This window comes from Mesorhizobium sp. W016 (assembly GCF_054719485.1).
On record NZ_JBTTIF010000002.1, the window covers coordinates 500,935 to 523,418 of the forward strand.

Here is a 22,484-nt window from a genome sequence, read left to right on the forward strand (position 1 = left end):
GCAGACCGCCGGACAAGGCCCGGTGGCCAAGGTAAATGTCGTGGCGGTGTTCACCATGGATTGCCGGACCCGTCAACTGCGGTGAGCCGGCGAGGGCTAGAAAGACAGGCAGGATATAGGCATGGCGAGCGCCGTCGAACAGTTTTTCGCCGTCAGGACGAGGATCGCTGCCGCCGAGCGCGAGGCCGGCCGCGACGCCGGCTCCGTGACGCTGGTTGCTGTGTCGAAGACTTTTGAGGCCGACGCCATCCGCCCGGTCATCGAGGCCGGCCAGCGCGTCTTTGGCGAAAACCGGGTGCAGGAGGCGCAAGGCAAATGGCCGGCGCTGAAAACTGAATTCCCCGACATCGAGCTGCATCTGATCGGCCCGCTGCAGTCGAACAAGGCGAAGGAAGCCGTCGCGCTCGCCGACGTCATCGAGACCGTCGACCGCGAGAAGATCGCCGCCGAACTCGCCAAGGAGATCGCTAGGCAAGGCCGTGCACCAAAACTCTATGTCCAGGTCAATACCGGCTCGGAGCCGCAAAAGGCCGGCATCGAGCCGCGCGACGCCGTTGCCTTCGTTGCCCGCTGCCGCGATGTCCACGGCCTCGCCATCGAAGGCCTGATGTGCATCCCGCCGGCGGACGAGAATCCCGGCCCGCATTTCGCCCTGCTGGAAAAGCTCGGCAAGGAGGCCGGCGTCGCCAAACTGTCGATGGGCATGTCCGGCGACTACGAGACCGCGATCGCCTTCGGCGCCACCAGCGTCCGGGTCGGCTCGGCGATTTTTGGGAGCCGGTAGTCGTCGGCTTCGCGAGACACCTGTCGATCCCCGATTTTTCGAGCTAATGTATCGAGCACATCCGGCCGAGTTAGCGAGGACTATTCTTCTTGGACTGGCACCTCAGGGACGCACGAAACAATCTTTCGAAGCTTGTGCGACAGGCGCGCGAAGAAGGGCCGCAAACCATCACCTTGCGCGGAAAGCCAGCTGCCGTCGTGTTGTCTCCTGATGACTATGACCAACTGATCGGCGCAAAGCCTTCGCTTGCGGAATATCTCCTCTCCGGTCCCGCATGGGACGACGATTTCGTCGAGGAGGTCAACCGCCGCTCAGAGACGATGATCCGACCCGTGGAATTCTGATAGATTTTTCGGCATGAAGATCTCGCGACGGTTGACGGGCTCTATGAGCCAACTGCGCTAGGTCGATTGTGCCACCACTGGAAACGAAACGCACCGTTCCTATTTGCATGGCGTCATCACACATCTGCTGGAGCCGCCACCATGCGCTACAATCAACTCGGAAATACGGGGATGTTCGTTTCCGAACTGTGCCTCGGCACCATGACCTTCGGCGCCGCCGGCGAGAATGCCCAATGGGGCCTGATCGCCAGCCTCGACCAGAAGGGCGTCAACGACATCGTTGCCCGTTCCATCGCCGCCGGCGTCAATTTCTTCGACACGGCCGACGTCTATTCATTCGGCCAGTCCGAACGCCTGCTTGGCCAGTCGCTCAAGGATCTTGGCGTCAAACGCTCGGACGTCGTCATTGCCACCAAGGTGCATGGCGCCATGGGCCAGGGCCCGAACGAGCGCGGCTCTTCGCGCGGCCACATCATGGATTCGGTCGAGGGCAGCCTGGAGCGGCTGCAGCTAGACCATATCGATCTCTACCAGCTGCACGGCACCGACACCGTGACGCCAGTCGACGAGACGCTGCGGGCGCTCGACGATCTCGTTGCCAGCGGTAAGGTCCGCTATGTCGGCGTCTCCAACTGGGCGGCCTGGCGCATCGCCAAGGCGCTGGGCGTTGCCGAGCGCAAGGGATTTTCCCGCTTCGAGACCATCCAGTCCTATTACTCGATCGCCGGCCGCGACCTCGAGCGCGAGATCGTGCCGCTCATCAACGAGGAAAAGCTCGGCCTGATGGTCTGGTCGCCAATGGCCGGCGGCCTGCTGTCGGGCAAATACGGCCCCGGCGCTCCCGGCAATGGCGAAGGCCGCCGCGCCGCCTTCAACTTCCCGCCGGTCGATGAGGACCGCGCCTGGGCGGCTGTCGCCGTGATGCGCGAGATCGCCCAGAAGCACGGCGTCAGCGTCGCCACGGTGGCGCTCGGCTATGTCCTGGCCAAACCTTTCGTCATGAGCGTCATCATCGGCGCCAGCCGCATGGAGCAGCTCGAGCAGAACCTTGCCGCGGCCGAGGTGAAGCTCGACGCCGACGATCTCGCCAGACTGGATGAGGTCAGTGCGCTGCCGGCCGAATATCCCGGCTGGATGCTGGAGCGTCAGGGCGCCGGTCGCCGCCCGGCGCCGTTCACCCCGAAGAAATAGTCATCGCTGTCGCCTGATGCTTGGGGGTCATCTGGCTCCCCAACGTCTTTTCAGCTCATCCGCACGCTCTCGACCAGAAAGTCGAGAAACGCCCGCACCCGTGCGGGCAAATGCCGGCCCTGGCCGACATAGACGGCGTGGGTAGGCTCCTCGTCGCCCGGATTGAAATCCTCCAGCAGCGCCGTCAGCCGCCCCGCCGCGATGTCATCGGCCACATGCCAGTGTGCCAGCCGGGCGATGCCGGCGCCGCCGACCGCCATCAACCGCATCGACTCGCCATCGCCGACCAGCGTGTTTCCGGTGATCGGCACCATGACGGCGTTCCCGGTTGCATCGACAAACGACCAGCCATCGACATGCCGGGCAAAGCCGAAAGCCATGCGATTGTGCCGGTCGAGATCTGCTGGAACTAGCGGCGTGCCATGCGTCTTGAGATAGGACGGTGCGGCAACGACTGTCATCCGGCTTTGCCCGAGCTTGCGCGCCACCAGCCGCGACTCGCCGAGCGGCCCGGCGCGGATGGCGACGTCGGCACGCTCAGCCATCAAATCGATGACGCTGTCGGTCAGCACCAGATCGACCGAAATCTCGGGATAGCGTTCGAGGAAATCAGGCAGCAGCGGGATCAGCCGATGCACCCCGAAGGGCACATAGGAGTTGACGCGCAGCCGTCCGCGCGGCGCGGCACCCACGGCCGCCTCGCGCTCGGCCGCCGCCATATCGGCCAGGATGCGCACCCCGCTGTCATAGAACGCCGTCCCTTCCGGCGTCAGCTGCAGCTTGCGCGTCGAGCGCGTGACCAGCCGCGCGCCGAGCCTTGCCTCCAGTCGCGCGATCAGCTTGCTCACCGCCGACGGTGTCATACGCAGCGAACGAGCCGCAGCCGAGAAGCTGCTCGCCTCGACGACGCGGACGAACACTTCGATCTCGCCGGAACGGTTGATATCGGGTCTGGCCATTTGTGAATCTATTTCACAGGAAATATGCCCAAGGCAAGTCTGGTTCACAAGGCATGGCAACACGATCTCTGCGATCGGGGCGCGGGTCTGGTCGCGTTCATCGAGTTCGAACTGGAAACCGCCATGCCTCTTGCTCTCTACGCCCTCGCTGCCGGCGCCTTCGGCATCGGTGTCACCGAATTCGTCATCATGGGGCTGCTGATCGATGTCAGCAAAGATCTCGGAGTCTCGATCTCGGCCGCCGGCCAGTTGATTTCGGGCTACGCGTTGGGCGTCGTCATCGGCGCGCCGCTTTTAACCATCGCCACCGGCAACTGGCCCCGCAAGACCGTCCTTCTGGCCCTTATGGCGATCTTCACGCTCGGCAACCTCGCCTGTGCGATCGCCCCCGACTACTGGACGCTGATGGGCGCCCGCATCATCACCGCCTTTGCCCATGGCACTTTCTTTGGCGTCGGCTGGGTGGTCGCCACCGGCCTGGTCGCGCCCAACAAGAAAGCCTCGGCGATCGCGCTGATGTTCACCGGCCTGACTATCGCCAACATCCTCGGCGTGCCCTTCGGCACCTGGCTCGGCCAGACCTTCGGCTGGCGCGCCACCTTCTGGGCCGTAACCCTGGTCGGCTTGGCAGCCTTTGCCGTCATCCTGCTTCTGGTGCCGCGCAGCAAGGAAGCGCCCGAGAAGACCAATCTGCGCGCCGACCTCGCCGTGCTGCGCCGCACGCCGGTGCTGCTCGGCCTCGCCACCACCGTGCTCGGCTACGCCGGCGTCTTCGCCGTCTTCACCTACATCGCCCCGCTGCTCACCGAGATCACCGGTTTTGGGGAAGCCGCCGTGTCGCCGATCCTGCTCGTCTTCGGCGGCGGTCTTATCGCCGGCAATCTGCTTGGCGGCAAGGTCGCCGACCGCTGGTTGGTGCCGACTGTGCTCGGCAGCCTCGTGGTGCTGGCGTTGGTGCTGGCCACCATGACCTTCGCCGTCCACAGCCAAATCCTGGCCGTCATCTATGTCGGCCTGCTTGGTGCCGCCGCCTTCGCCACCGTGGCGCCGCTGCAGATGTGGGTGCTGGAAAAGGCGCAAGGCGCGGGCCAGAGCCTCGCCTCGTCCTTCAACATCGCCGCCTTCAACCTCGGCAATGCCGCCGGCGCTTGGCTTGGCGGCGCGGTGATTGCCCATGGCCTCGGCCTCGGCTCACTAACCTGGATCGCCGCTTTGCTGCCGGTCGCGGCTCTTGGCGTCGCTGCCCTGGCGCTGCGCCTCGATCGCGCCCCCACAATCGGGGCGCCGGTCTGCGCCCAGTCATGAGCATCACGCGCAAATCCTTCTTCGACATCATCAAGGAGCATAAAATGGATTATCGACGTCTCGGCGCATCGGGCCTGAAAGTGCCTGCACTCTCTTTCGGCGCCGGCACTTTCGGCGGCTCCGGGCCGCTGTTCGGGGCCTGGGGCAGCAGCGACGCCAAGGAAGCGCGGCGGCTGATCGACATCTGCCTCGAGGCCGGCGTCAATTTGTTCGACACCGCCGATGTCTATTCGAATGGCGCCTCCGAGGAAGTGCTTGGCGAAGCCATCAAAGGCCGCCGCGACGCGGTGCTGATCTCGACCAAGACCTCGCTGCCGATGGGCGACAGACCGGCCGAATACGGCTCGTCGCGCTCGCGGCTGATCAAGGCCGTGGACGCGTCCCTGAAGCGCATGGGCACCGATTACATCGACCTGCTGCAGCTGCACGCGTTTGATGCCGGCACGCCGATCGAGGAGGTGTTGTCGACGCTGGACGATCTCGTGCGCGCCGGCAAGCTGCGCTATGTCGGCGTCTCCAACTTCTCCGGCTGGCAACTGATGAAGTCGCTGGCCGAGGCCGACAAGCATGGCTACCCGCGTTATGCCGTACACCAGGTCTACTATTCGCTGGTCGGCCGCGACTATGAGTGGGAGCTGATGCCGCTCGGCCTCGACCAGGGCATCGGCGCGCTGGTGTGGAGCCCGCTCGGCTGGGGCCGCCTGACCGGCAAGATCCGCCGCGGCCAGCCCCTGCCGGAAAAGAGCCGGCTGCACGACACCGCCGATTTCGGCCCGCCGGTCGCGGACGAACATCTCTACCGGGTCATGGATGCGCTTGATGCGATGGCTGAAGAGACCGGCAAGACCGTGCCGCAGATCGCCATCAACTGGCTGTTGCGGCGCCCGACCGTGTCCTCCGTCATCATCGGCGCCCGCAACGAGGAACAGCTGCGCCAGAACCTCGGCGCCGTCGGCTGGGCATTGACGCCGGAGCAGGTCAAAAAGCTCGACAAGGCAAGCGAAGTGACCGCGCCCTACCCGTACTTCCCCTATCACCGCCAGGAAGGTTTCGCCCGGCTGAACCCGCCTGCGGTGTGATCGCCGACGTTGAAGCTGCCAATCTCCCCCCTCGCGGGGGAGATCAGCTATACTGCCGCTCAGTGCAGCACGAACTCCCCATCCACCTTCCGCCATTCGTTCGGCGCGATCAGCTTCTGGTGCGTGTAGCTGATCGAATGCAGCGGCCCGTCGAGCCTGGCCTTCCAGAACTCGATGAACTTGATCAGCACCGGAAACTTCGGCGCCAGATCGTAATCCTGCCAGATGAAGCTCTGCAGCAGATGCGGGTGGTCGGGAAAATGGTACAGAATCTTGGCCGTGGTCAGGCCATACCCCTTGAGCATCAGGTCCATTTCGGAATGATCGCGCATGACAGCCCCTTGGCCTAGTTGATTCTCCATTCCTCCCAACACCGAATTGTGCGCGCCGTTCCTTAACTGTCTATGATTTTCCTGATCCCAGTCGGGTTTTATGCACGAAAACATGCAGTTAGCAGCGACCGCTGCCGAGTGCTGATACAACCGAAACGGGAGCTGCGGCATCCCGCCACGCGAATCCAACGTCTAATGTTGCCGTCAGCGCGGAACTGTTAATAATGCCGCCGAATTCGCGGCTGCGTCGCCGTGATACTGGCTGTGGTCAAGCCGGTGGCCTGGTTTGGGAGGAAGTGAAGACATGTCCGAGGTGAAGATCCACCGCGTCCAGCCGGCGTGGAAGAAGAAGGCGCTGATCGACAACGACACCTACCTCAAATGGTATGCCGACAGCGTGAAGAATCCGGACAAGTTCTGGGGCAAGCACGGCAAGCGCATCGACTGGTTCAAGCCGTTCAGCAAGGTCAAGAACACCTCCTTCGAGGGCAAGGTCTCGATCAAATGGTTTGAGGACGGCGAAACCAACGTCTCCTACAACTGCATCGACCGCCATTTGAAGAAGCGCGGCAACCAGACAGCCATCATCTGGGAAGGCGACAATCCCTACGACGACAAGAAGATCACCTATAACGAGCTCTACGAGCATGTCTGCCGGCTCGCCAATGTGATGAAGAAGCACGGCGTCAGGAAGGGCGACCGCGTCACCATCTACATGCCGATGATCCCGGAAGCGGCCTACGCGATGCTGGCTTGCACCCGCATCGGCGCCATCCACTCGATCGTCTTCGGCGGCTTTTCACCGGACGCGCTGGCCGGCCGCATCGATGACTGCAAGTCGACCTTCGTCATCACGGCCGACGAGGGCCTGCGCGGCGGCAAGCCGATCCCGCTGAAGGAAAACACCGACAGAGCGATCGAAATCGCCGCCAAGGCCGGCACCAAGGTCGATAAGGTGGTCGTCGTGCGCCGCACCGGCGGCAAGACCGGCTGGGTTCAGGGACGCGACATCTGGTACCATGACGAGATCGCCACGGTGAAAGGCGACTGCAAGCCGGAGAAGATGAAGGCCGAGGATCCGCTGTTCATCCTCTATACCTCAGGCTCGACCGGCAAGCCGAAGGGCGTGCTGCACACCACCGCCGGCTATCTCGTCTATGTCTCGATGACCCACCAATATGTCTTCGACTACCATGATGGCGATATCTACTGGTGCACCGCCGATGTCGGTTGGGTCACCGGCCACAGCTACATCGTCTATGGCCCGCTCGCCAACGGCGCCACCACGCTGATGTTCGAGGGCGTGCCGAATTACCCCTCGCAGTCGCGCTTCTGGGAAGTCATCGACAAGCACAAGGTCAACATCTTCTACACTGCGCCGACGGCACTGCGCGCGCTGATGGGCGCCGGCGACGAACCGGTGAAGAAGACCTCGCGCAAGTCGCTGCGCGTGCTGGGCTCAGTCGGCGAACCGATCAATCCGGAAGCCTGGGAGTGGTATTTCAACATCGTCGGCAACGGCAAGGTGCCGATCGTCGACACATGGTGGCAGACCGAGACCGGCGGCATCCTGATCACGCCGCTGCCCGGCGCCACCGACCTCAAGGCTGGTTCGGCGACGCGGCCCTTCTTCGGCATCAGGCCGCAGCTGGTCGACGGCGAAGGTAGGGTGCTGGAAGGGGCGGCCGACGGCAATCTCTGCATCGCCGATTCCTGGCCCGGCCAGATGCGCACGGTCTATGGCGATCACGACCGCTTCGTGCAGACCTATTTCTCCACCTACAAGGGCAAATACTTCACCGGAGACGGCTGTCGCCGCGACGCCGACGGCTATTACTGGATCACCGGCCGCGTCGACGACGTCATCAACGTTTCCGGCCACCGCATGGGAACGGCCGAGGTCGAATCGGCGCTCGTCAGCCACGAGAAAGTGTCGGAAGCAGCTGTCGTCGGCTATCCCCACGACATCAAGGGCCAGGGCATCTACAGCTACGTTACCTTGATGAAAGGCGTGGAGCCGAGCGAGGAACTGCGCAAGGAGCTCGTGGCCCATGTCCGCAAGGAGATCGGCGCCATCGCCTCGCCCGACAAGCTGCAGTTCGCGCCCGGACTGCCGAAAACCCGCTCCGGCAAGATCATGCGCCGTATCCTGCGCAAGATCGCCGAGGACGATTTTTCCGCGCTCGGCGATACCTCGACACTGGCCGATCCGGCCGTGGTCGATGATCTGATCGCCAACCGCCAGAACAAGAAGGGCTGAGGGGATTTGATGGCTGCACTGGGCGCAGTCACGGAGCTCTGGCGTTACCCCGCAAGTTCGTTTGCCGGCGAACGCCAGGACGCCATTTCGGTCGGCCTTGAAACCATCGACGGCGACCGGCTGTTCGGCCTTGTCGATGTCTCGGACAATGAGATCGCGCGGCCCGACCGCGACGCCAAGTGGCACAAGGTGCCGCGCATCCGCACCCGGCTCACCAACGGTCGCGAACTGGAGATCGCCGTTCCCGACGGCGACTGGCTGGCAGTGCCGGGTGCGGAATGCGACCAAGCCATCTCGGCCTATCTCGGCTTCGCCGCCTCGATCCGGCCGTTCAGCCAGGACAACGCCCCCGGCTACACCGGCCCGCTCACCGCGGCGCGCTACCGCAAAGCGCCGATCCATCTCTTGACCACCGCATCGCTGGCGCGGCTCAAGGCGCTGCACCCCGAAGGCATTCCCGATCCGCGCCGCTTCCGCCCCAACATCGTTATCGACATGGCGGCGGTCGAAAGCTCGTTTCCCGAGACCGAATGGATTGGCCGCAAGCTTGCCATCGGCGACCTGCTGGTGACCGTCTCGGAGCCGTGCCGCCGCTGCGGCTTCACCATCATCAGCCAGGACGGCTTCGACCACGATCCCGGCATCCTGCGCAATCTGGTCCGCCACAACGCCCATAATCTCGGCGTCTATTGCACTGTGGACAGGCCTGCCCGCGTCGAGATCGGCGCGCCGATGCGGTTCGTGTAGGCCTCTACCGCGAGGCAGCGAATCGCAGACCTTGGAAAGCGTGGGGTTCGGCCCCGAATCCTATCTCTACCGATACAGATCCGCCCGTGTCGGCGGCAGCCCGCTCGGGCCGCGTGCGCGTTTGGTGACGACGGTCTGAAAAATCTGCGCCGAGGCGCGCTCGAAGGTGATCGAGCAGCCGGTGAGATAAAGCAGCCACAGCCGTGCCTTGGCCTCGCCGACTTCGGCGACCGCCTCGTCGAAGCGAGCCTGCAGCCGCTCGGCCCACAGCCGGCAGGTGCGCGCATAGTGCTCGCGCAGATTCTCGACGTCGTAGACCAGGAAGCCATGCGCCTCCAGATTGCCCAGCGTCATGCCGATCGTGTCGAGTTCGCCGCCTGGGAAAATGTATTTGAGCAGCGCCTTGAACTCCGGCCCCTTGCGCAAGGTTTTCTTCAAGTCGCCCTTGCTTCGCCTGGTGATGGCGTGGTGCAGATAGATGCCGCCGGGCTTCAGCAAGCGATGGATGGTCTTGAAATAGCTGGCGTGGTTGGCGAGGCCGAGATGCTCGAACATGCCGATCGACGATATCTTGTCGAAGGAGCCTTTGAGTTCCGCATAGGATTTGATCTCGATGGTGATGCGGTCCTGCAGCCCTTCGGCGCGGATGCGCTCGCGGGCGAGATCGGTCTGCGCCTGCGACAGCGACACGCCATGGCCGACGACGCCGTAATTTTTGGCCGCATGGATCAGCATGGCGCCCCAGCCGCAGCCGATGTCGAGCAGCTTTTCGCCCGATTTCAGCCTGAGCTTGCGGCAGATATGGTCGAGCTTGTCGGCCTGCGCCTGGTCGATGCCATTGGCGAAATCCGTAAAGTAGCCGCAGCTGTAGACCATGCGCTCGTCGAGGAAGAGCCGGTAAAAGGCATTCGAAATGTCGTAGTGATGCTGGATCGCCTCCTGGCTCGACCCGCTGACATAGGGGTTGCGACCCGACAGATCGGTGCGTGCACTCATCTGCTTGCGTGACAGGAGCACCGCCGGCAGGTCGCGCAGGATCGCCAGCTTCGGCAGTGACTTGAGCTTGGTCCTGAGCTTGCCTTGCGACGGCAGTGCGTAGAAATCGAAAATCGTCCCGTCTTCGATGTCTATCGTCTTGGAAATCCACATCTCGATCAGCGTCGACAACGATGGCCGCTTCACCACCTGCCAGACGATGTCCTGGTCGTTGATGGTGAGCACGGGCCCGGTGGCGGGACCGATCCGCTCGCCGGTCCACAGCTTGACCGCAAAACCCGGCTTCAGCGTTTCGATCACCGTTCGCACGATGCGCGCGGCCTTCTCGGCTGCCTCCATGGCCATCCTCCCGAGTCCTGACAATCCACCTTGCATGGATTTTGCCCGCCCTGGCGGCTCTTCGCAACCCGGCGCAAAAGGCGGCTCGCCAGCTATTTCAAATCGGCATCTTGTTTTTTGCTGCAACGCACCCCATCATCTGTACGTGTTCAACAAATCGAAAGGAGGTGATCCGATGTCGAGTGATTTCGTTTTCCAGAACGTGGCCTCAGCGGATTGCACTTTCGGGAAGCAGTCTTCCCGTTAAGGCGCGATAAGCGCGGCGGGTGACCTCGGTCGCCGCCATTGGCCGCGCCACGGACGGAAACACGGAAGGCCGCCGGCTTCGTCAAGGAGCGGCGGCCTTTTCCATTTCCGGATTGTGTGTCGAAGCGGATCAGAATCCGGTCACGCCAGCATCCGCGCGCTCACCGTCTTGTCGACGCCGTGATAGGGCGGGTTGAACAGATTGCCTTCCTGCTCGTAGGTCCAGACCTTGAACAGCGAAAGTTGGTGCGGGCCGAAGCTGTGCAGCAGCGGGACATCCGTGGCATCACGACCGCGCGCGATGATGACGCGGCCTATCCTCGGACGATTATGACGCGGGTCGAACGTGTACCATTTGCCGTCGAGGAACACTTCCATCCAGGCCGAAAAATCCATCGGCGCCGGGTCGGCCGGTACGCCGATGTCGCCGAGATAACCGTTCACATAGCGGGCCGGGATGTTCATGCAGCGGCAGAGCGTGATCGCCAGATGGGCGAAGTCGCGGCATACACCAACCTGCTCCTCATGCGCTTGGGCTGCGGTGCGCGTCGACCGCGCATAGCCATAGCCGAAGGACAGCCGGTTGTGGACATAGTCGACGATCGCCTGCACCCGCGCCCAGCCGGAGGGAACATGGCCGAAAAGCTGCCAGGCCAGACTGCTCAGATGATCGGTCTCGCAATAGCGGCTGCCGAGGAGGTAGCCGAGCACATCGTCCGGCAGTTCCGCCACCGGCACTTCCCTGGCCAGCGTGTTGACCTCGTCAGGCTCCCCGCTGTCCTCGACGGCTGCGTCATAGAGAATGCGGAAACTGCCGGCGGGTGCGGTGAAGCGGCGGCAGGTATTGCCGAACAGATCGTGATAGACCTTGCTCGGCACTGAAGGCGACGTCAGCACGCGCGTCTGCCGTTTGATGTCGGCCTGACGATCCCTGTGGATATCAAGCAGCGAGATGACCGGCGTGGCGCCGACGCATTCAATGGCGATTTCGTAGCCGAGCCGGATCAGCACAATGATTGCCCCTTCGATCCCGTGGAAAACAGTATGCTCAAAACGCCAGAGGCGGGACCATGGTTCCCTGGAACTATCGAAAAGGCTCTCCCGCGGCTTCCCAGGCAGGCGTGGCGACGTTACGGTCGCACGACATGTTTCGACCCTCCCGAAACGATCCCTAACCCCGTGGAAAATCTGATGTTTGCAGGCAGAAAATTCGCCGCGTTCCTGTTCGATATGGATGGCACGGTGCTGAATTCGATCGCCTCGGCCGAGCGCGTCTGGGCGGCGTGGGCGCTTAAGCACGGTCTCGACGTCGAAGCCTTCCTGCCGACGATCCATGGCGTGCGGGCGGTCGAGACCATCACCAGGCTGGCGCTTCCCGGCCTCGACCCTGTTCATGAGGCGTTTGTGCTGTTGCAGGCCGAGTCGGACGATGTCGAAGGCGTGCTGCCGATCGCCGGCGCCGTGCCGTTCCTCAACGCTTTGCCGCCAGAGCGCTGGGCGATCGTCACCTCGGCGCCGCGCCCGTTGGCGCTGCTGCGCATGCGGGCCGCCGGCATCCCGGTTCCCGCCTTGGTGGTCGCGGCCGAGGATGTGTCGCACGGCAAGCCGGCGCCCGACTGTTTCCTGCTGGCGGCAAAACGGCTCGGCGTCGATATCGGCGACTGTCTGGTCTTCGAGGACGCACCGGCCGGTATCGCGGCGGCGGAAGCAGCGGGCGCGTCGGTGATGGTGATCAGCGCCACTCACCAGCATCCTATGACGACTCAGCACAACTCGATTAGCGGCTACGAAACCGTCTCCATCGCCATCGATGACAGCGGCTGGATGACGCTGGGAGCACAGCGCAGCGCGGCCTGAGGAACTGGAGGACTGGAGGAACTGGAGGAACTGGAGGACTGGAGGACTGGAGGACTGGAGGACTGCAATGCGCCTTTTTCTTCAACTCTTCAGTTCACCAGTTCCCCAGTTCTTCCGTTCCTGAACCCCTAGAAATCGCTAGCCAGTCCCTTCACTTCCCAGTCGCCGTAGCGGCCGGGTTCCTTGCCGCCGCGGCCGCCGATTTCCTTCGGCAGCGCAGCTTCCTTCTGGCGATACGCTTCACGGCGCGCCTCGGCTTCAGCCAGCGCCCGGCTGGCCGCCGGCGTCAGGTCCTTCTCCCGGTCGGCATCGGCTTTGCTGGGTTGGTCGGTCATGCGATATTCCGGGCGGATTGAAACGAAGGGCGGCGTTTCCCATCATATAGCCATGAGTTCACCCCGATCGACCTTTTTTTGCCACGGCCGCACAGGGAGCAGACAATGAGCACGCTACGCACCACCATGCTTCTGGCCGCGATGACGGCGCTGTTCATGGGCGTCGGCTTTCTGATCGGCGGCACCGGCGGCATGATGATCGCCTTCCTGGTCGCCGCGGGCACCAATCTGTTCAGCTACTGGAATGCCGACAAGATGGTGCTGTCGATGAACCACGCCGTCGAGGTCAACGCGAAGAACGCGCCCGAATTCCACGCCATCGTCGAGGCGCTGGCCAAGCAGGCCGGCCTGCCGATGCCCAAGACCTATCTGATCGACAATCCGCAGCCGAACGCCTTCGCCACCGGCCGCAATCCCGAGAACGCCGCGGTCGCGGCCTCGACCGGGCTGCTGGAGCGCCTTTCGCATGAGGAGGTGGCGGCAGTCATGGCGCATGAGCTGGCCCACATCCAGCATCGCGACACGCTGACCATGACCATTGTCGCGACACTCGCCGGCGCCATCTCGATGCTCGGTAATTTCGCCTTCTTCTTCGGCGGCAGCCGCGACAACAACAACCCGTTCGGCTTTGTCGGCGTGCTGGTGGCGATGCTTGTCGCGCCCTTCGCCGCCATGATCGTGCAGATGGCGGTCAGCCGCACCCGCGAATACGAGGCCGACCGGCGCGGCGCCGAAATCGTTGGAAATCCGCTTTGGCTGGCATCAGCGCTTGACAAGATCGCCCGCGGCGCCGAACGCATCCGCAACCCGGATGCCGAACGCAATCCCGCGACCGCGCATCTCTTCATCATCAATCCTCTTCACGGCGAGCGAATGGACAGCCTGTTTTCGACCCACCCGAACACCGACAACCGCATCGCCGCGCTGCAGGCGATGGCGCGCGACATGGCAGGCCTCCAGCCGGCGCCGCGCCAGGCGCCGACGCCAGAGCCGATCGAAGAATTGCCGGCCGATGCCGAGCAAGGTCCGTGGGGTAAGGCAGCACGCCCCACGCAGCCGACCAAACCGGCCAAGCCGAAAGCCAATCCGTGGGGCCGCAATCCGACCGGACCCAAAGGTCCGTGGTCGTGAGCGGCGCCAGATCCCGGCCCGCACATTCAGGCGATCGCGAAAACAGCTCGGACGAATTCGTCGCCGGCCTCGCCGCGCGCAAGGCCGCGGCGCGGCTGCTGGCCGCCGTTATCGACGCCAAGACGCCGCTCGACGGGCTGACCGACCACGAGAACGGCCATCCGCAATACAAAGTGCTCGACCTGCGCGACCGCGGCCTGGTGCGCGCCATACTGGTGACCGCGCTGCGCTACCGCATGACCATTGCCGGGCTCCTCGCCCGCCGCCTTGAAAAGCCGCTGCCGCCCAACGCCACAGCTTTGTTGCACATCCTGCATGTTGCGGCGGCGCAGATCCTGTTCCTCGACATCCCCGACAGCGCCGCCGTCGATTTGGCTGTGACCCACGCCAAGTCGGACCCACGCACGCAGCGCTTTTCCGGCCTCGTCAACGGCGTGCTGCGCACTTTGGCGCGCGCCAAGGAGACCGAACTGCCTGCCGCTCTTGCCGCCACCGATGAGGCGCCAAAATGGTTCTCCGACCGGCTGAAGGCTGCCTATGGCGCCGAGATGACCAGACAGATCCTGGCGGCGCATCGCGTTGAGGCGCCGGTGGATTTCACGGTCAAGGCCGATCCCGAATTGTGGGCCGAAAAGCTCGGCGGCATCGTGCTGCCGACCGGCACGGTGCGAGTGGAAAAGCTCAGCGCCTCCGTCACCGAACTGCCGGGCTTCAGCGAAGGCGCATGGTGGGTCCAGGACGCCGCCGCCAGTTTTCCGGCGCGGCTGTTCGGCGATGTCAAAGGATTACGCGTCGCCGACCTCTGCGCCGCCCCCGGCGGCAAGACCGCTCAGCTTATCCTTGCCGGCGCCAAAGTCACCGCCTTGGACACCTCGAAGAACCGGCTAGCGCGGCTGACGCAGAACCTCGAACGGCTTGGGCTGTCCGCCGAGATCGTGCAGGCCGATCTGCTGAAATACCAGCCGGCGGAGCTTTTCGACGCCGTCCTGCTCGACGCGCCCTGCTCTTCCACCGGCACGGTTCGGCGCCACCCCGACGTGCCATGGACCAAGACGGTAGCCGACGTCGAAAAGCTAGCCGATCTGCAAGCAAAGCTGCTCGCCCGCGCCGTCACTTTGGTCAAACCGGGCGGCCGGATTGTTTTTTCCAACTGTTCGCTGGACCCGATCGAAGGCGAGGATCTGTATCGCGCCTTTCTGGCCGGCAACAAGACCGTCGCCGACGATCCGCTGCAGCCCGGCGAAATCGCTGGCATCGACGCCTTCCTGACCCCGCAAGGCACGCTGCGCACCACACCCGCCGATCTTGACCTTGGTTCGCCAGGGGTTTCCGGCCTGGACGGCTTCTTCGCCGCCCGCATGCGACGACTGGCCTGACTCCGACGCGACGACATGCCTAAAGCATGTCGTCCAAGGACCAGTGCTTCCCCCACCTTGCATCGATCTCATCATCGACATTCTGGTAGCGGATATCGGTGGAGAGCCGGATACGCCCCTCCGCGCTCTGGTTGGTCGTCGAGGCGTGGATCATGTAGGGCGAGTGGAGGACGACATCGCCGGCCTCGAAATCCGCGATCAGCCAGCGTGTATCGAACCGCTCCGCCATGTCGGGCAGGTCCTTCGACACCCAGCCGCCCTCGCTCATGTTCCTGTTGTAGGCGCTGATGCGCTCCTGCGGGCTCAGCCCAGCATTGTCCCTGGCGAACCGGGCCTCCATGTCGAGGCCGATGGCGTGCGATCCCTCGAGATAAACCAGGCCGCCCATGTCGACGGGAACGTCGCCGATCGGGATCCAGGCCGTGACGATGCGGCTGGTGCCGCCGCGAAGATAGACGAGATCGTAATGCGCCGGCGTCGCCACGGTGGTGCCCGGTTGGGTGAAGCGCATGATCTTGCGCTTGTGCAAATAGGACAGCCCGCCGACGAACGCATCCATCAGCCGGGCCATCCGGGGCTGTGCGCAGAACCCTTCATAGGCGGTGGAGCGAACCAGCGCCATCAAACGGCGATCGGCGAGCTGACGGTCGAACGTGCCGGCCGCCAGGCCAAGCGCGGGATCGGACCCGGGCTGCAGCAAGCCGGTGTCGGCCAGATACGAAAACACCCAGCCGCGAAAATCTATGACGTCGCGGCGCGGCAGCATACCTTTCAGCCAGACATAGCCTTGCTCGGCAAGGAGGCCTCGAATGGCATCGATGCCGATCCCGGCGTCGGTTGGCACGAGATGACCCAACCGGTTCGGCGCCGTTGATAATGTCTTGCCGTTGGCGTTCAGATCGATTGACGCAACAGGACTCCGTCGTTGCATGCCACCTGTTGAGCTTGACATTTCAGCCACCTGCGATTTTCCATCCTTAGCTGGAAATGCCATACTGTTTGCACACTCGCCCATGGACGGAACGAAGCCATGGACTTTTCGCTCATGAACGATCACCCTTACGCGCTCTACAGATCCGCACCGGCCGCGGCCGGCGGCCTGTCGGTTACAGGGATTGGTCGGCATCGCGTCACGCAGGCGATCCAAGCGCGCAAATTGCCGGAATTCGCCGTGGTGCTGATTGAGAACGGTCAAGGCTGGCTTGAAACCAGGACTGCCGGCATGCAGACGATCCAAGCGCCGGCCCTGTTCTGGCTGCTTCCCGGGAGGATGCATTCCTACGGGCCGGACGCATCGGGCTGGCTCGAACGCTGGGCGCTCTTCGACGGCGCCTTGATACGCGATTTCACCCGGCTGCGGCTGATTGCCGAGGACGCCCCTGTCGTCCCCTTGCGCGACCTCGGCAAAATGCAGCGGCTGTTCGACAGGCTGCATGGTGAGCTGTCGCTCGATACGATGCTGAGCCAGGCAGAAGCCGCCGCCACGATGCATCGCATCGTCGTGCGTGCCGCCCGCCAGGCAATGGATTGGAACAACCGTCAACGAAACCCCAGCCTCCAGGATGCCGCCGACATGCAGCCCATCGTCGACGAATTGCGCCGCTGCGCGTGCGACCCGGTCGATCTCGATGCCTTCGCCGCGAAATTCTCGATGTCGCCGGCAACCTTGCGGCGCAGATTTGCGCGGGCAGCCGGCATGTCGCCCAAGGCCTTCCAACTGCGCACGAGGCTCGACCGCGCCAAACAGATGCTGGCCGCCTCCGATTCGCCCATCGAGTCCATTGCGGCCGCCGTCGGCATCCACGACGCCTTCTATTTCTCCCGTCTGTTTCGCGACCGCGAAAACTGTTCGCCCAGCGAATTTCGGTCTCGCCACAACCGCAAGTGAGTGCAGGATTGCCGGGCTTAAACCCGCGAAGCGCTTGACTTTTTTCGGGGTGGGTCGGTGGCCGGCAGCGTGAGGCGCTTCACGTCGGCGGAATTCGACTTCGCATAAGTTCTTGAATCATATAAGCTTGTGCTGGGGTACCGGAACATGATGCCGAAAAGTGTGACGCGGTTTTCGGGCGACAGCATGCTCTATCTCCAGGCGACGAGGAGGGGTTTTGGCACTGGCTGCCGGCAGCACGACACGTCTGTGGACGCTTGTCGCTAAGGAGTTTTGGCGCAAGACGCGCCGGCGCCTTCGCGCGGGGCCAGTTTATCGCTGGCGCTATTCCGGGCGCACGCCCGAACGCGTCCTGATTGCACCGCCCGACCTCAGGCTCGCCGATCCGCAGATCGCGCTCGAGATCTACTATGGCCGCTATCCGCTGTCGGGACACCTCGTCGAGACCGGCGGCAAATCGCCATTCCAGATCGATGTCGCCAATCGCGGCTGGGTGAAGACGCTGCACGGCTTTCGTTGGCTGCGCCATATGCGCGCCGCCGGCACCGAGCTGGCCGCCGCCAATGCACGCGCGCTTGTCTCCGACTGGATCGCCATGCATGGCAACCAGATTTCCGGCATAGCCTGGGAGCCCGGCACCACCGCCAAGCGAGTCATTGCCTGGTTGCAACACTCCTCGGTTGTCCTACAAGGGGCCGAATTTCCGTTCTATCGCGCCTTCCTGAAATCGCTCGCCGTGCAGATCCGCTATCTCCGCTCGATGGCGCGCGAAATGCCGGACGGCAAGGACAGGCTGCGCGCTCGCATCGCGCTTGCCTTCGCCGCGCTGTCGCTGCCGGCGCCGGCCTCGGCACTGCGCGGCGCCACCCGCAACCTGGCGGAAGAACTCGACCGCCAGATCCTTCCCGACGGCGGCCATATTTCGCGCAACCCGATGGCGGTTCTCGAACTGCTCGCCGATCTCCTGCCGCTGCGTCAGACCTATGCCAATCAGGCCGAAACGCCACCGGCAGCCCTGATGGGCGCCATCGACCGCATGCTGCCGGCGCTCCGTTTCTTCCGCCATCAGGATGGCAGCCTGGCCCGCTTCAACGGCATGGGCGCCACCATCCACGACCGTATAGCCACCATCTTGCGCCACGACGACACCGCCGGCGCGCCGCTGCTGCACGCGCCGCATTCCGGCTATGAGCGGCTGTGTATGGGCGGCGTTACGGTGATTGCCGATACCGGCCCGTCGCCGGCCGTCGATGTGTCCAACGCCGCGCATGCCGGGTGCCTGGCCTTCGAACTCTCGTCCGGTCGCCAGCATTATATCGTCAATGCCGGCATCGACACCTATGGCGCTGCCGAGTTCCGGCCGCTGGCCCGTGCCACCGCGGCGCATTCGACCGCCACCATCAACGACACCTCGTCGGCGCGGTTTTCCCATTCGCTGCGCGTCAACGACCTGCTCGGCTCACCCTTGCTCGGCGGCCCGCAGCATGTGCCTTGCAAGCGCATCGACCAGAAGGGCACGCAAGGCTTCATCGCCCGCCATGACGGCTATATGCAGCGCTTTGGCTTCCTGCATGAGCGCGAGCTGAAACTGTCGAGCGAGGGCAATGTGCTCGCCGGCAGGGATCGCTTCCTCCGCCCGGGCGGTGCGGCGATCCGCAACAATGGCCGCGACTTCGTCGTGGTGCGCTTCCACATCCACCCTGATATCAACCTTTTGCAGGACGAGCATGACCGCCTGGTGCTGACCGCCGACCAGGCCGACACATGGGTGTTCACCTGCACCGAAGTGGTGCCGGAGGTCGAGGAATCGATCTATTTCGCCGGCCTTGGCGGCCCGCGCCGCAGCCGCCAGATCGTGCTCGCCTTCAAGGCCTCGGAGATCGCCGAGGTGCATTGGCAGCTCACGCGCACCGGCATCGCCGGCTATCCCGAGAACAGCTGAGCGTCGTTGCCGGCGCCGGCTTGATCGAGCTTCCGGCTTGATTTCCTGACCTCATGTGCTACGGCCCGGCAACGCTCTCCAATCAGCCCTGAAAGGCCGCCAGCCCATGGCCGTCGCCGCTAAGAACATTCCGGCACCCGACCTCGTTCCGGTCCGCCGCGCCCTGCTTTCCGTCTTCGACAAGACCGGCCTGATCGACTTCGCCAAAGGGCTGGTCGCGGCCGGCGTCGAGCTGGTGTCGACCGGAGGCACGGCAAAGGCGATCGCCGAAGCTGGCCTTGCCGTGCGCGACGTTTCCGAACTGACCGGCTTTCCCGAGATCATGGACGGCCGCGTCAAGACGCTGCACCCGTCGGTGCACGGCGCGCTGCTCGGCGTGCGCGACGATCCCGAACACGCCAAGGCGATGCACGATCACGGTATCGAGCCGATCGATCTGCTCGTCTCCAATCTCTACCCGTTCGAGGAGGTCCGCCGCTCCGGCGCCGACTATGCCGCTGTTGTCGAGAACATCGACATTGGCGGCCCGGCGATGATCCGCGCCTCGGCCAAGAACCATGCCTATGTCGCCATCGTCACCGATCCCGGCGATTATGCCTCGGTGCTGAACGCGCTGGAGATGAACATCGGCTCGCTGTCGCTGGATTTCCGCCAGAAGCTGGCGGCAAAGGCCTTTGCCCGCACCGCCAGCTACGATGCGGCGATCTCCGGCTGGTTCGCCGAAACGCTGGAGATCGAGCATCCGACCTGGCGCGCCTTCGGCGGCAGGCTGGAAAGCGTCATGCGCTATGGCGAGAACCCGCATCAGAGCGCCGGCTTCTACGTCAATGGCGACAAGCGGCCCGGGGTCGCCACGGCTCGCCAGTTGCAGGGCAAGCAGCTGTCCTACAACAACATCAACGACACCGATGCCGCCTTCGAGCTGGTCGGCGAGTTCGATCCCAACCGCTGTGCAGCGGTCGCCATCATCAAGCACGCCAATCCATGCGGCGTCGCCGAGGGCGCTTCGCTGGCTGCTGCCTATGCGAGAGCGCTGGCCTGCGACCCGGTTTCGGCCTTTGGCGGTATCGTCGCCATGAACCGCATCCTCGATGCCGAAGCGGCTCAGGAGATCGTAAAAACCTTCACCGAGGTGATCATTGCGCCGGACGCGTCGGAGGACGCTGTCCGCATCATCGCCGCCAAAAAGAATTTGCGACTGCTGGTCACCGGCGGTCTGCCCGATCCGCACGCCGGCGGCATCACTGTGAAATCCGTCGCTGGCGGCATGCTCGTCCAAGGCCGCGACAACGCGGTGGTCGACGATTTCGAACTGAAGGTGGTGACCAGGCGCGCGCCGACGGCGGCCGAGATGGCCGACCTCAAATTCGCTTTCCGCATCGCCAAGCACGTCAAGTCGAACGCCATCGTTTACGCCAAGGACGGCGCCACGGTCGGCATCGGCGCCGGCCAGATGAGCCGCGTCGATTCCTCGCGCATCGCCGCACGCAAGGCGCTCGACGCGGCGGAAGCAGCTGGCCTCGCGGAGCCGTTGACCAAGGGCTCGGTGGTCGCCTCCGACGCTTTCTTCCCTTTCGCCGACGGGCTCATATCCGCGATCGAAGCCGGCGCCACGGCGGTGATCCAGCCCGGCGGCTCGATGCGCGACGACGACGTTATCGCCGCTGCCGACGCGCATGGCATCGCCATGGTGTTTACCGGCGTGAGGCATTTCAGGCATTGAGCGCCTCTGCCTTTTCCCACAAGGCGAGAAGGAAAAGTGCGGCGCTATTCTACCGGCTGATCCGCCGGGTACGGCGTCCAGATCAATATCGCGATCCCAACGCCCAGGAACAGCACGATGGCCGCCATGCCGAGCCGCGCCGAGCCGCTGGCGAGCGTGATCGACGCCACCATGAACGGCGCCAGGAAACTCGTCGCCCTTCCGGCCAGCGCATAGATGCCGAAATAGCGGCCGGATTCGGCCGCGGTCACGCTGCGCGCCATGTAGGAGCGTGACGACGCCTGCACCGGTCCGAACGCCAGCCCGATCAACAGGCCATAGAAAATGTAGGCCTTTTCCGCCGCCGTGCCGAACAGGCCGCCACTATCGGCTCCCGGCATCATCCAGGCGCCGAACAGCGTGTAGCCTGGCCCGGTGGAAACGATGCCGATGGTGGCGATGCTGAGCAGGACGAGCGAAATCATCACGATGGTCTTGGAGCCAAGCGCGGTGTCCAGCCATGCGGCAACCAGGCAGCCGACGATGGCGACGACGTTGAGAATAATGCCGAACATGCCGATCTCGGTGATCGACCAATGGAACATCGCTGCCGCAAAGGTGCCGCCCAAAGCGAGCAGCGCATTGACGCCGTCCTGATAAATCATGCGGGCGACAAGGAAGCGGAAGATGCCTTTGCGCCGGCGCACTTCAGTCAGCGTCGACTTCAGTTCCGACAGCCCCTCGCGCACCGCCGGTCCGATCGGAATGCCTTTGATGGCGTCCGGCGTGAAGAAGAACATCGGCAGGATGAACAGGAAATACCAGCCAGCCGACAGCGGCCCGGTGGCGCGCGCGTCCTCGCCGAGTTTCGGGTCGAGCCCAAAGAGCGGGTCGATGCCGATGATCGTCTTGCCGGTCTCCGACGAACCCGCCAGACAGGCGACGACAAAGATCAGCGCGATCATGCCGCCGAGATAACCAAGTCCCCAGGCAATGTTGGAGACGTGGCCGATCTCGCTCTTCGGCACCAGGCGCGGCATCATCGAATCGTTGAACACGGTCGAGAATTCCGCCGCGACCGAAGCGAGAGAAAAGAACAGCACCACCAGGAAAAGGTTCGAGCCGGGAGCGGCGAACCATAGCAGGCAAAGGCTGATGATCTTGATCGAGGCGAAGAACGCAATCCACGGCTTGCGCGGCCCGGTCTGGTCGGCAATCGAGCCGAGGATGGGAGACAGCACGGCAATGACCAGGCCCGCAACAGCGATGCCGTAGCCCCAGGCCGCCTGGCCTGAGACCGGATCGCTCGCCATGCGCGAGACGAAATAAGGCCCGAAGATGAAGGTGGTGACGACGGTGAAAAACGGCTGCGCCGCCCAGTCGAAGAACATCCATCCCCAGATGCCACGCCCGGATGCCCGCTGCACTGCATCTACCGCCGCCATGATGATTCCCCCGGACACCGCGCTTGTCGGACGCCATGTCTGCATGTTTCGAATGCTCATGCAAACCGCCAAAGATTCGCGCTGCCCCTCACCTGGATGTCGCCGCTGTCTACCTGCATAGAGACGCGAAGAAAGGCGCCGCGCCCCAACCTCCCCTTGTGGGGAGGTCGGACCGAAGGTCCGGGTGGGGGTCGGTGCCGCACCCCCACCCCGCTGCTTCGCAGCG

The 22,484-nt window shown here is 63.9% G+C and carries 20 protein-coding genes; 13 read left to right on the plus strand and 7 right to left on the minus strand.

Annotated features, from left to right (window positions below):
- Window positions 1–121: 121 nt before the first annotated feature.
- From ACYG9V_RS02825 to ACYG9V_RS02835, 3 genes are all read left to right on the plus strand, one after another.
- Window positions 122–784 (plus strand): YggS family pyridoxal phosphate-dependent enzyme, encoded by a 663-nt coding sequence (locus tag ACYG9V_RS02825; RefSeq protein ID WP_023700210.1) that lies wholly within the window; start codon window positions 122–124, stop codon window positions 782–784.
- An 89-nt stretch (window positions 785–873) separates the two neighbouring features.
- Window positions 874–1,128 (plus strand): type II toxin-antitoxin system Phd/YefM family antitoxin, encoded by a 255-nt coding sequence (locus ACYG9V_RS02830; protein ID WP_023700209.1) that lies wholly within the window; start codon window positions 874–876, stop codon window positions 1,126–1,128.
- 141 nt (window positions 1,129–1,269) lie between these two features.
- Entirely contained in the window at window positions 1,270–2,319 is a 1,050-nt protein-coding gene (locus ACYG9V_RS02835) for an aldo/keto reductase (protein WP_023668653.1), read from the plus strand.
- Between the two features lie 50 nt (window positions 2,320–2,369).
- Here the strand turns inward: ACYG9V_RS02835 and ACYG9V_RS02840 are convergent, their stop codons facing one another.
- Window positions 2,370–3,278 (minus strand): LysR family transcriptional regulator, encoded by a 909-nt coding sequence (locus tag ACYG9V_RS02840; protein WP_352765205.1) that lies wholly within the window; start codon window positions 3,276–3,278, stop codon window positions 2,370–2,372.
- A 123-nt stretch (window positions 3,279–3,401) separates the two neighbouring features.
- On the opposite strand from ACYG9V_RS02840, the gene ACYG9V_RS02845 reads away from it, so the two are divergent.
- Together ACYG9V_RS02845 and ACYG9V_RS02850 are read left to right on the plus strand one after the other, a co-directional pair.
- Complete coding sequence (locus tag ACYG9V_RS02845) at window positions 3,402–4,583, plus strand: MFS transporter (protein ID WP_352765277.1); 1,182 nt, start codon at window positions 3,402–3,404, stop codon at window positions 4,581–4,583.
- 44 nt (window positions 4,584–4,627) lie between these two features.
- Entirely contained in the window at window positions 4,628–5,662 is a 1,035-nt protein-coding gene (locus ACYG9V_RS02850) for an aldo/keto reductase (RefSeq protein ID WP_023668650.1), read from the plus strand.
- 59 nt (window positions 5,663–5,721) lie between these two features.
- Here the strand turns inward: ACYG9V_RS02850 and ACYG9V_RS02855 are convergent, their stop codons facing one another.
- Window positions 5,722–5,994, minus strand: a complete 273-nt coding sequence (locus ACYG9V_RS02855; protein WP_023668649.1) for an usg protein — start codon at window positions 5,992–5,994, stop codon at window positions 5,722–5,724.
- A 304-nt stretch (window positions 5,995–6,298) separates the two neighbouring features.
- Here ACYG9V_RS02855 and acs point away from each other — a divergent pair, with 304 nt between their 5' ends.
- Together acs and ACYG9V_RS02865 are read left to right on the plus strand one after the other, a co-directional pair.
- Complete coding sequence (acs, locus tag ACYG9V_RS02860; protein WP_023668648.1) at window positions 6,299–8,254, plus strand: acetate--CoA ligase; 1,956 nt, start codon at window positions 6,299–6,301, stop codon at window positions 8,252–8,254.
- Window positions 8,255–8,263: 9 nt separating this feature from the next.
- A complete protein-coding gene (locus ACYG9V_RS02865; RefSeq protein WP_352765202.1) occupies window positions 8,264–9,001 on the plus strand; it encodes an MOSC domain-containing protein in 738 nt (245 codons plus the stop codon).
- 66 nt (window positions 9,002–9,067) lie between these two features.
- On the opposite strand, the gene ACYG9V_RS02870 is transcribed toward ACYG9V_RS02865, so the two are convergent.
- Both ACYG9V_RS02870 and ACYG9V_RS02875 read right to left on the minus strand, forming a co-directional pair.
- Window positions 9,068–10,336: a cyclopropane-fatty-acyl-phospholipid synthase family protein gene (locus tag ACYG9V_RS02870; protein ID WP_352765201.1), complete on the minus strand. Its 1,269-nt coding sequence runs from the start codon at window positions 10,334–10,336 to the stop codon at window positions 9,068–9,070.
- A gap of 387 nt (window positions 10,337–10,723) precedes the next feature.
- A complete protein-coding gene (locus tag ACYG9V_RS02875) occupies window positions 10,724–11,593 on the minus strand; it encodes a transglutaminase-like domain-containing protein (RefSeq protein WP_352765199.1) in 870 nt (289 codons plus the stop codon).
- 180 nt (window positions 11,594–11,773) lie between these two features.
- Here ACYG9V_RS02875 and ACYG9V_RS02880 point away from each other — a divergent pair, with 180 nt between their 5' ends.
- On the plus strand, window positions 11,774–12,439 hold the full coding sequence (locus tag ACYG9V_RS02880) for an HAD-IA family hydrolase (RefSeq protein ID WP_023827105.1): 666 nt from the start codon (window positions 11,774–11,776) through the stop codon (window positions 12,437–12,439).
- A gap of 128 nt (window positions 12,440–12,567) precedes the next feature.
- On the opposite strand, the gene ACYG9V_RS02885 is transcribed toward ACYG9V_RS02880, so the two are convergent.
- The gene (locus ACYG9V_RS02885; protein ID WP_023688862.1) at window positions 12,568–12,774 is read right to left on the minus strand and encodes a DUF1674 domain-containing protein; all 207 of its coding nucleotides are present in this window, start codon (window positions 12,772–12,774) and stop codon (window positions 12,568–12,570) included.
- A gap of 105 nt (window positions 12,775–12,879) precedes the next feature.
- On the opposite strand from ACYG9V_RS02885, the gene htpX reads away from it, so the two are divergent.
- Window positions 12,880–13,905: a zinc metalloprotease HtpX gene (gene htpX / locus ACYG9V_RS02890; RefSeq protein WP_352765197.1), complete on the plus strand. Its 1,026-nt coding sequence runs from the start codon at window positions 12,880–12,882 to the stop codon at window positions 13,903–13,905.
- Window positions 13,896–15,281 carry an RsmB/NOP family class I SAM-dependent RNA methyltransferase gene (locus ACYG9V_RS02895; RefSeq protein WP_352765195.1) on the plus strand — a complete coding sequence of 462 codons (1,386 nt, stop codon included), beginning with the start codon at window positions 13,896–13,898 and terminating at the stop codon, window positions 15,279–15,281. The genes htpX and ACYG9V_RS02895 overlap by 10 nt, the downstream gene beginning before the upstream one ends.
- A 19-nt stretch (window positions 15,282–15,300) precedes the next feature.
- On the opposite strand, the gene ACYG9V_RS02900 is transcribed toward ACYG9V_RS02895, so the two are convergent.
- Complete coding sequence (locus tag ACYG9V_RS02900) at window positions 15,301–16,233, minus strand: phytanoyl-CoA dioxygenase family protein (RefSeq protein WP_352765193.1); 933 nt, start codon at window positions 16,231–16,233, stop codon at window positions 15,301–15,303.
- Between the two features lie 78 nt (window positions 16,234–16,311).
- Between ACYG9V_RS02900 and ACYG9V_RS02905 the strand changes: the two genes are divergently transcribed.
- The 3 genes from ACYG9V_RS02905 (at window position 16,312) to purH (ending at window position 20,834) form a co-directional block, all read left to right on the plus strand.
- The gene (locus ACYG9V_RS02905) at window positions 16,312–17,169 is read left to right on the plus strand and encodes a helix-turn-helix transcriptional regulator (RefSeq protein WP_460221907.1); all 858 of its coding nucleotides are present in this window, start codon (window positions 16,312–16,314) and stop codon (window positions 17,167–17,169) included.
- A 217-nt stretch (window positions 17,170–17,386) separates the two neighbouring features.
- The gene (locus ACYG9V_RS02910) at window positions 17,387–19,111 is read left to right on the plus strand and encodes a heparinase II/III family protein (protein WP_023732954.1); all 1,725 of its coding nucleotides are present in this window, start codon (window positions 17,387–17,389) and stop codon (window positions 19,109–19,111) included.
- Window positions 19,112–19,217: 106 nt separating this feature from the next.
- Window positions 19,218–20,834, plus strand: a complete 1,617-nt coding sequence (gene purH, locus ACYG9V_RS02915) for a bifunctional phosphoribosylaminoimidazolecarboxamide formyltransferase/IMP cyclohydrolase (protein WP_352765191.1) — start codon at window positions 19,218–19,220, stop codon at window positions 20,832–20,834.
- 44 nt (window positions 20,835–20,878) lie between these two features.
- On the opposite strand, the gene ACYG9V_RS02920 is transcribed toward purH, so the two are convergent.
- Window positions 20,879–22,258 (minus strand): MFS transporter, encoded by a 1,380-nt coding sequence (locus ACYG9V_RS02920; protein WP_023824309.1) that lies wholly within the window; start codon window positions 22,256–22,258, stop codon window positions 20,879–20,881.
- Window positions 22,259–22,484 lie beyond the last annotated feature (226 nt).

Bases quoted from the DNA above. Each gene is read 5' to 3' on its own strand.
- ACYG9V_RS02825 (WP_023700210.1), top strand. From the start codon at position 122: ATGGCGAGCGCCGTCGAACAGTTTTTCGCCGTCAGGACGAGGATCGCT.
- ACYG9V_RS02835 (WP_023668653.1), top strand. From the start codon at position 1,270: ATGCGCTACAATCAACTCGGAAATACGGGGATGTTCGTTTCCGAACTG.
- ACYG9V_RS02840 (WP_352765205.1), bottom strand. From the start codon at position 3,278: ATGGCCAGACCCGATATCAACCGTTCCGGCGAGATCGAAGTGTTCGTC.
- ACYG9V_RS02845 (WP_352765277.1), top strand. From the start codon at position 3,402: ATGCCTCTTGCTCTCTACGCCCTCGCTGCCGGCGCCTTCGGCATCGGT.
- ACYG9V_RS02850 (WP_023668650.1), top strand. From the start codon at position 4,628: ATGGATTATCGACGTCTCGGCGCATCGGGCCTGAAAGTGCCTGCACTC.
- ACYG9V_RS02855 (WP_023668649.1), bottom strand. From the start codon at position 5,994: ATGCGCGATCATTCCGAAATGGACCTGATGCTCAAGGGGTATGGCCTG.
- acs (WP_023668648.1), top strand. From the start codon at position 6,299: ATGTCCGAGGTGAAGATCCACCGCGTCCAGCCGGCGTGGAAGAAGAAG.
- ACYG9V_RS02865 (WP_352765202.1), top strand. From the start codon at position 8,264: ATGGCTGCACTGGGCGCAGTCACGGAGCTCTGGCGTTACCCCGCAAGT.
- ACYG9V_RS02870 (WP_352765201.1), bottom strand. From the start codon at position 10,336: ATGGAGGCAGCCGAGAAGGCCGCGCGCATCGTGCGAACGGTGATCGAA.
- ACYG9V_RS02880 (WP_023827105.1), top strand. From the start codon at position 11,774: ATGTTTGCAGGCAGAAAATTCGCCGCGTTCCTGTTCGATATGGATGGC.
- ACYG9V_RS02885 (WP_023688862.1), bottom strand. From the start codon at position 12,774: ATGACCGACCAACCCAGCAAAGCCGATGCCGACCGGGAGAAGGACCTG.
- htpX (WP_352765197.1), top strand. From the start codon at position 12,880: ATGAGCACGCTACGCACCACCATGCTTCTGGCCGCGATGACGGCGCTG.
- ACYG9V_RS02900 (WP_352765193.1), bottom strand. From the start codon at position 16,233: ATGTCAAGCTCAACAGGTGGCATGCAACGACGGAGTCCTGTTGCGTCA.
- ACYG9V_RS02905 (WP_460221907.1), top strand. From the start codon at position 16,312: ATGGACTTTTCGCTCATGAACGATCACCCTTACGCGCTCTACAGATCC.
- purH (WP_352765191.1), top strand. From the start codon at position 19,218: ATGGCCGTCGCCGCTAAGAACATTCCGGCACCCGACCTCGTTCCGGTC.
- ACYG9V_RS02920 (WP_023824309.1), bottom strand. From the start codon at position 22,258: ATGGCGGCGGTAGATGCAGTGCAGCGGGCATCCGGGCGTGGCATCTGG.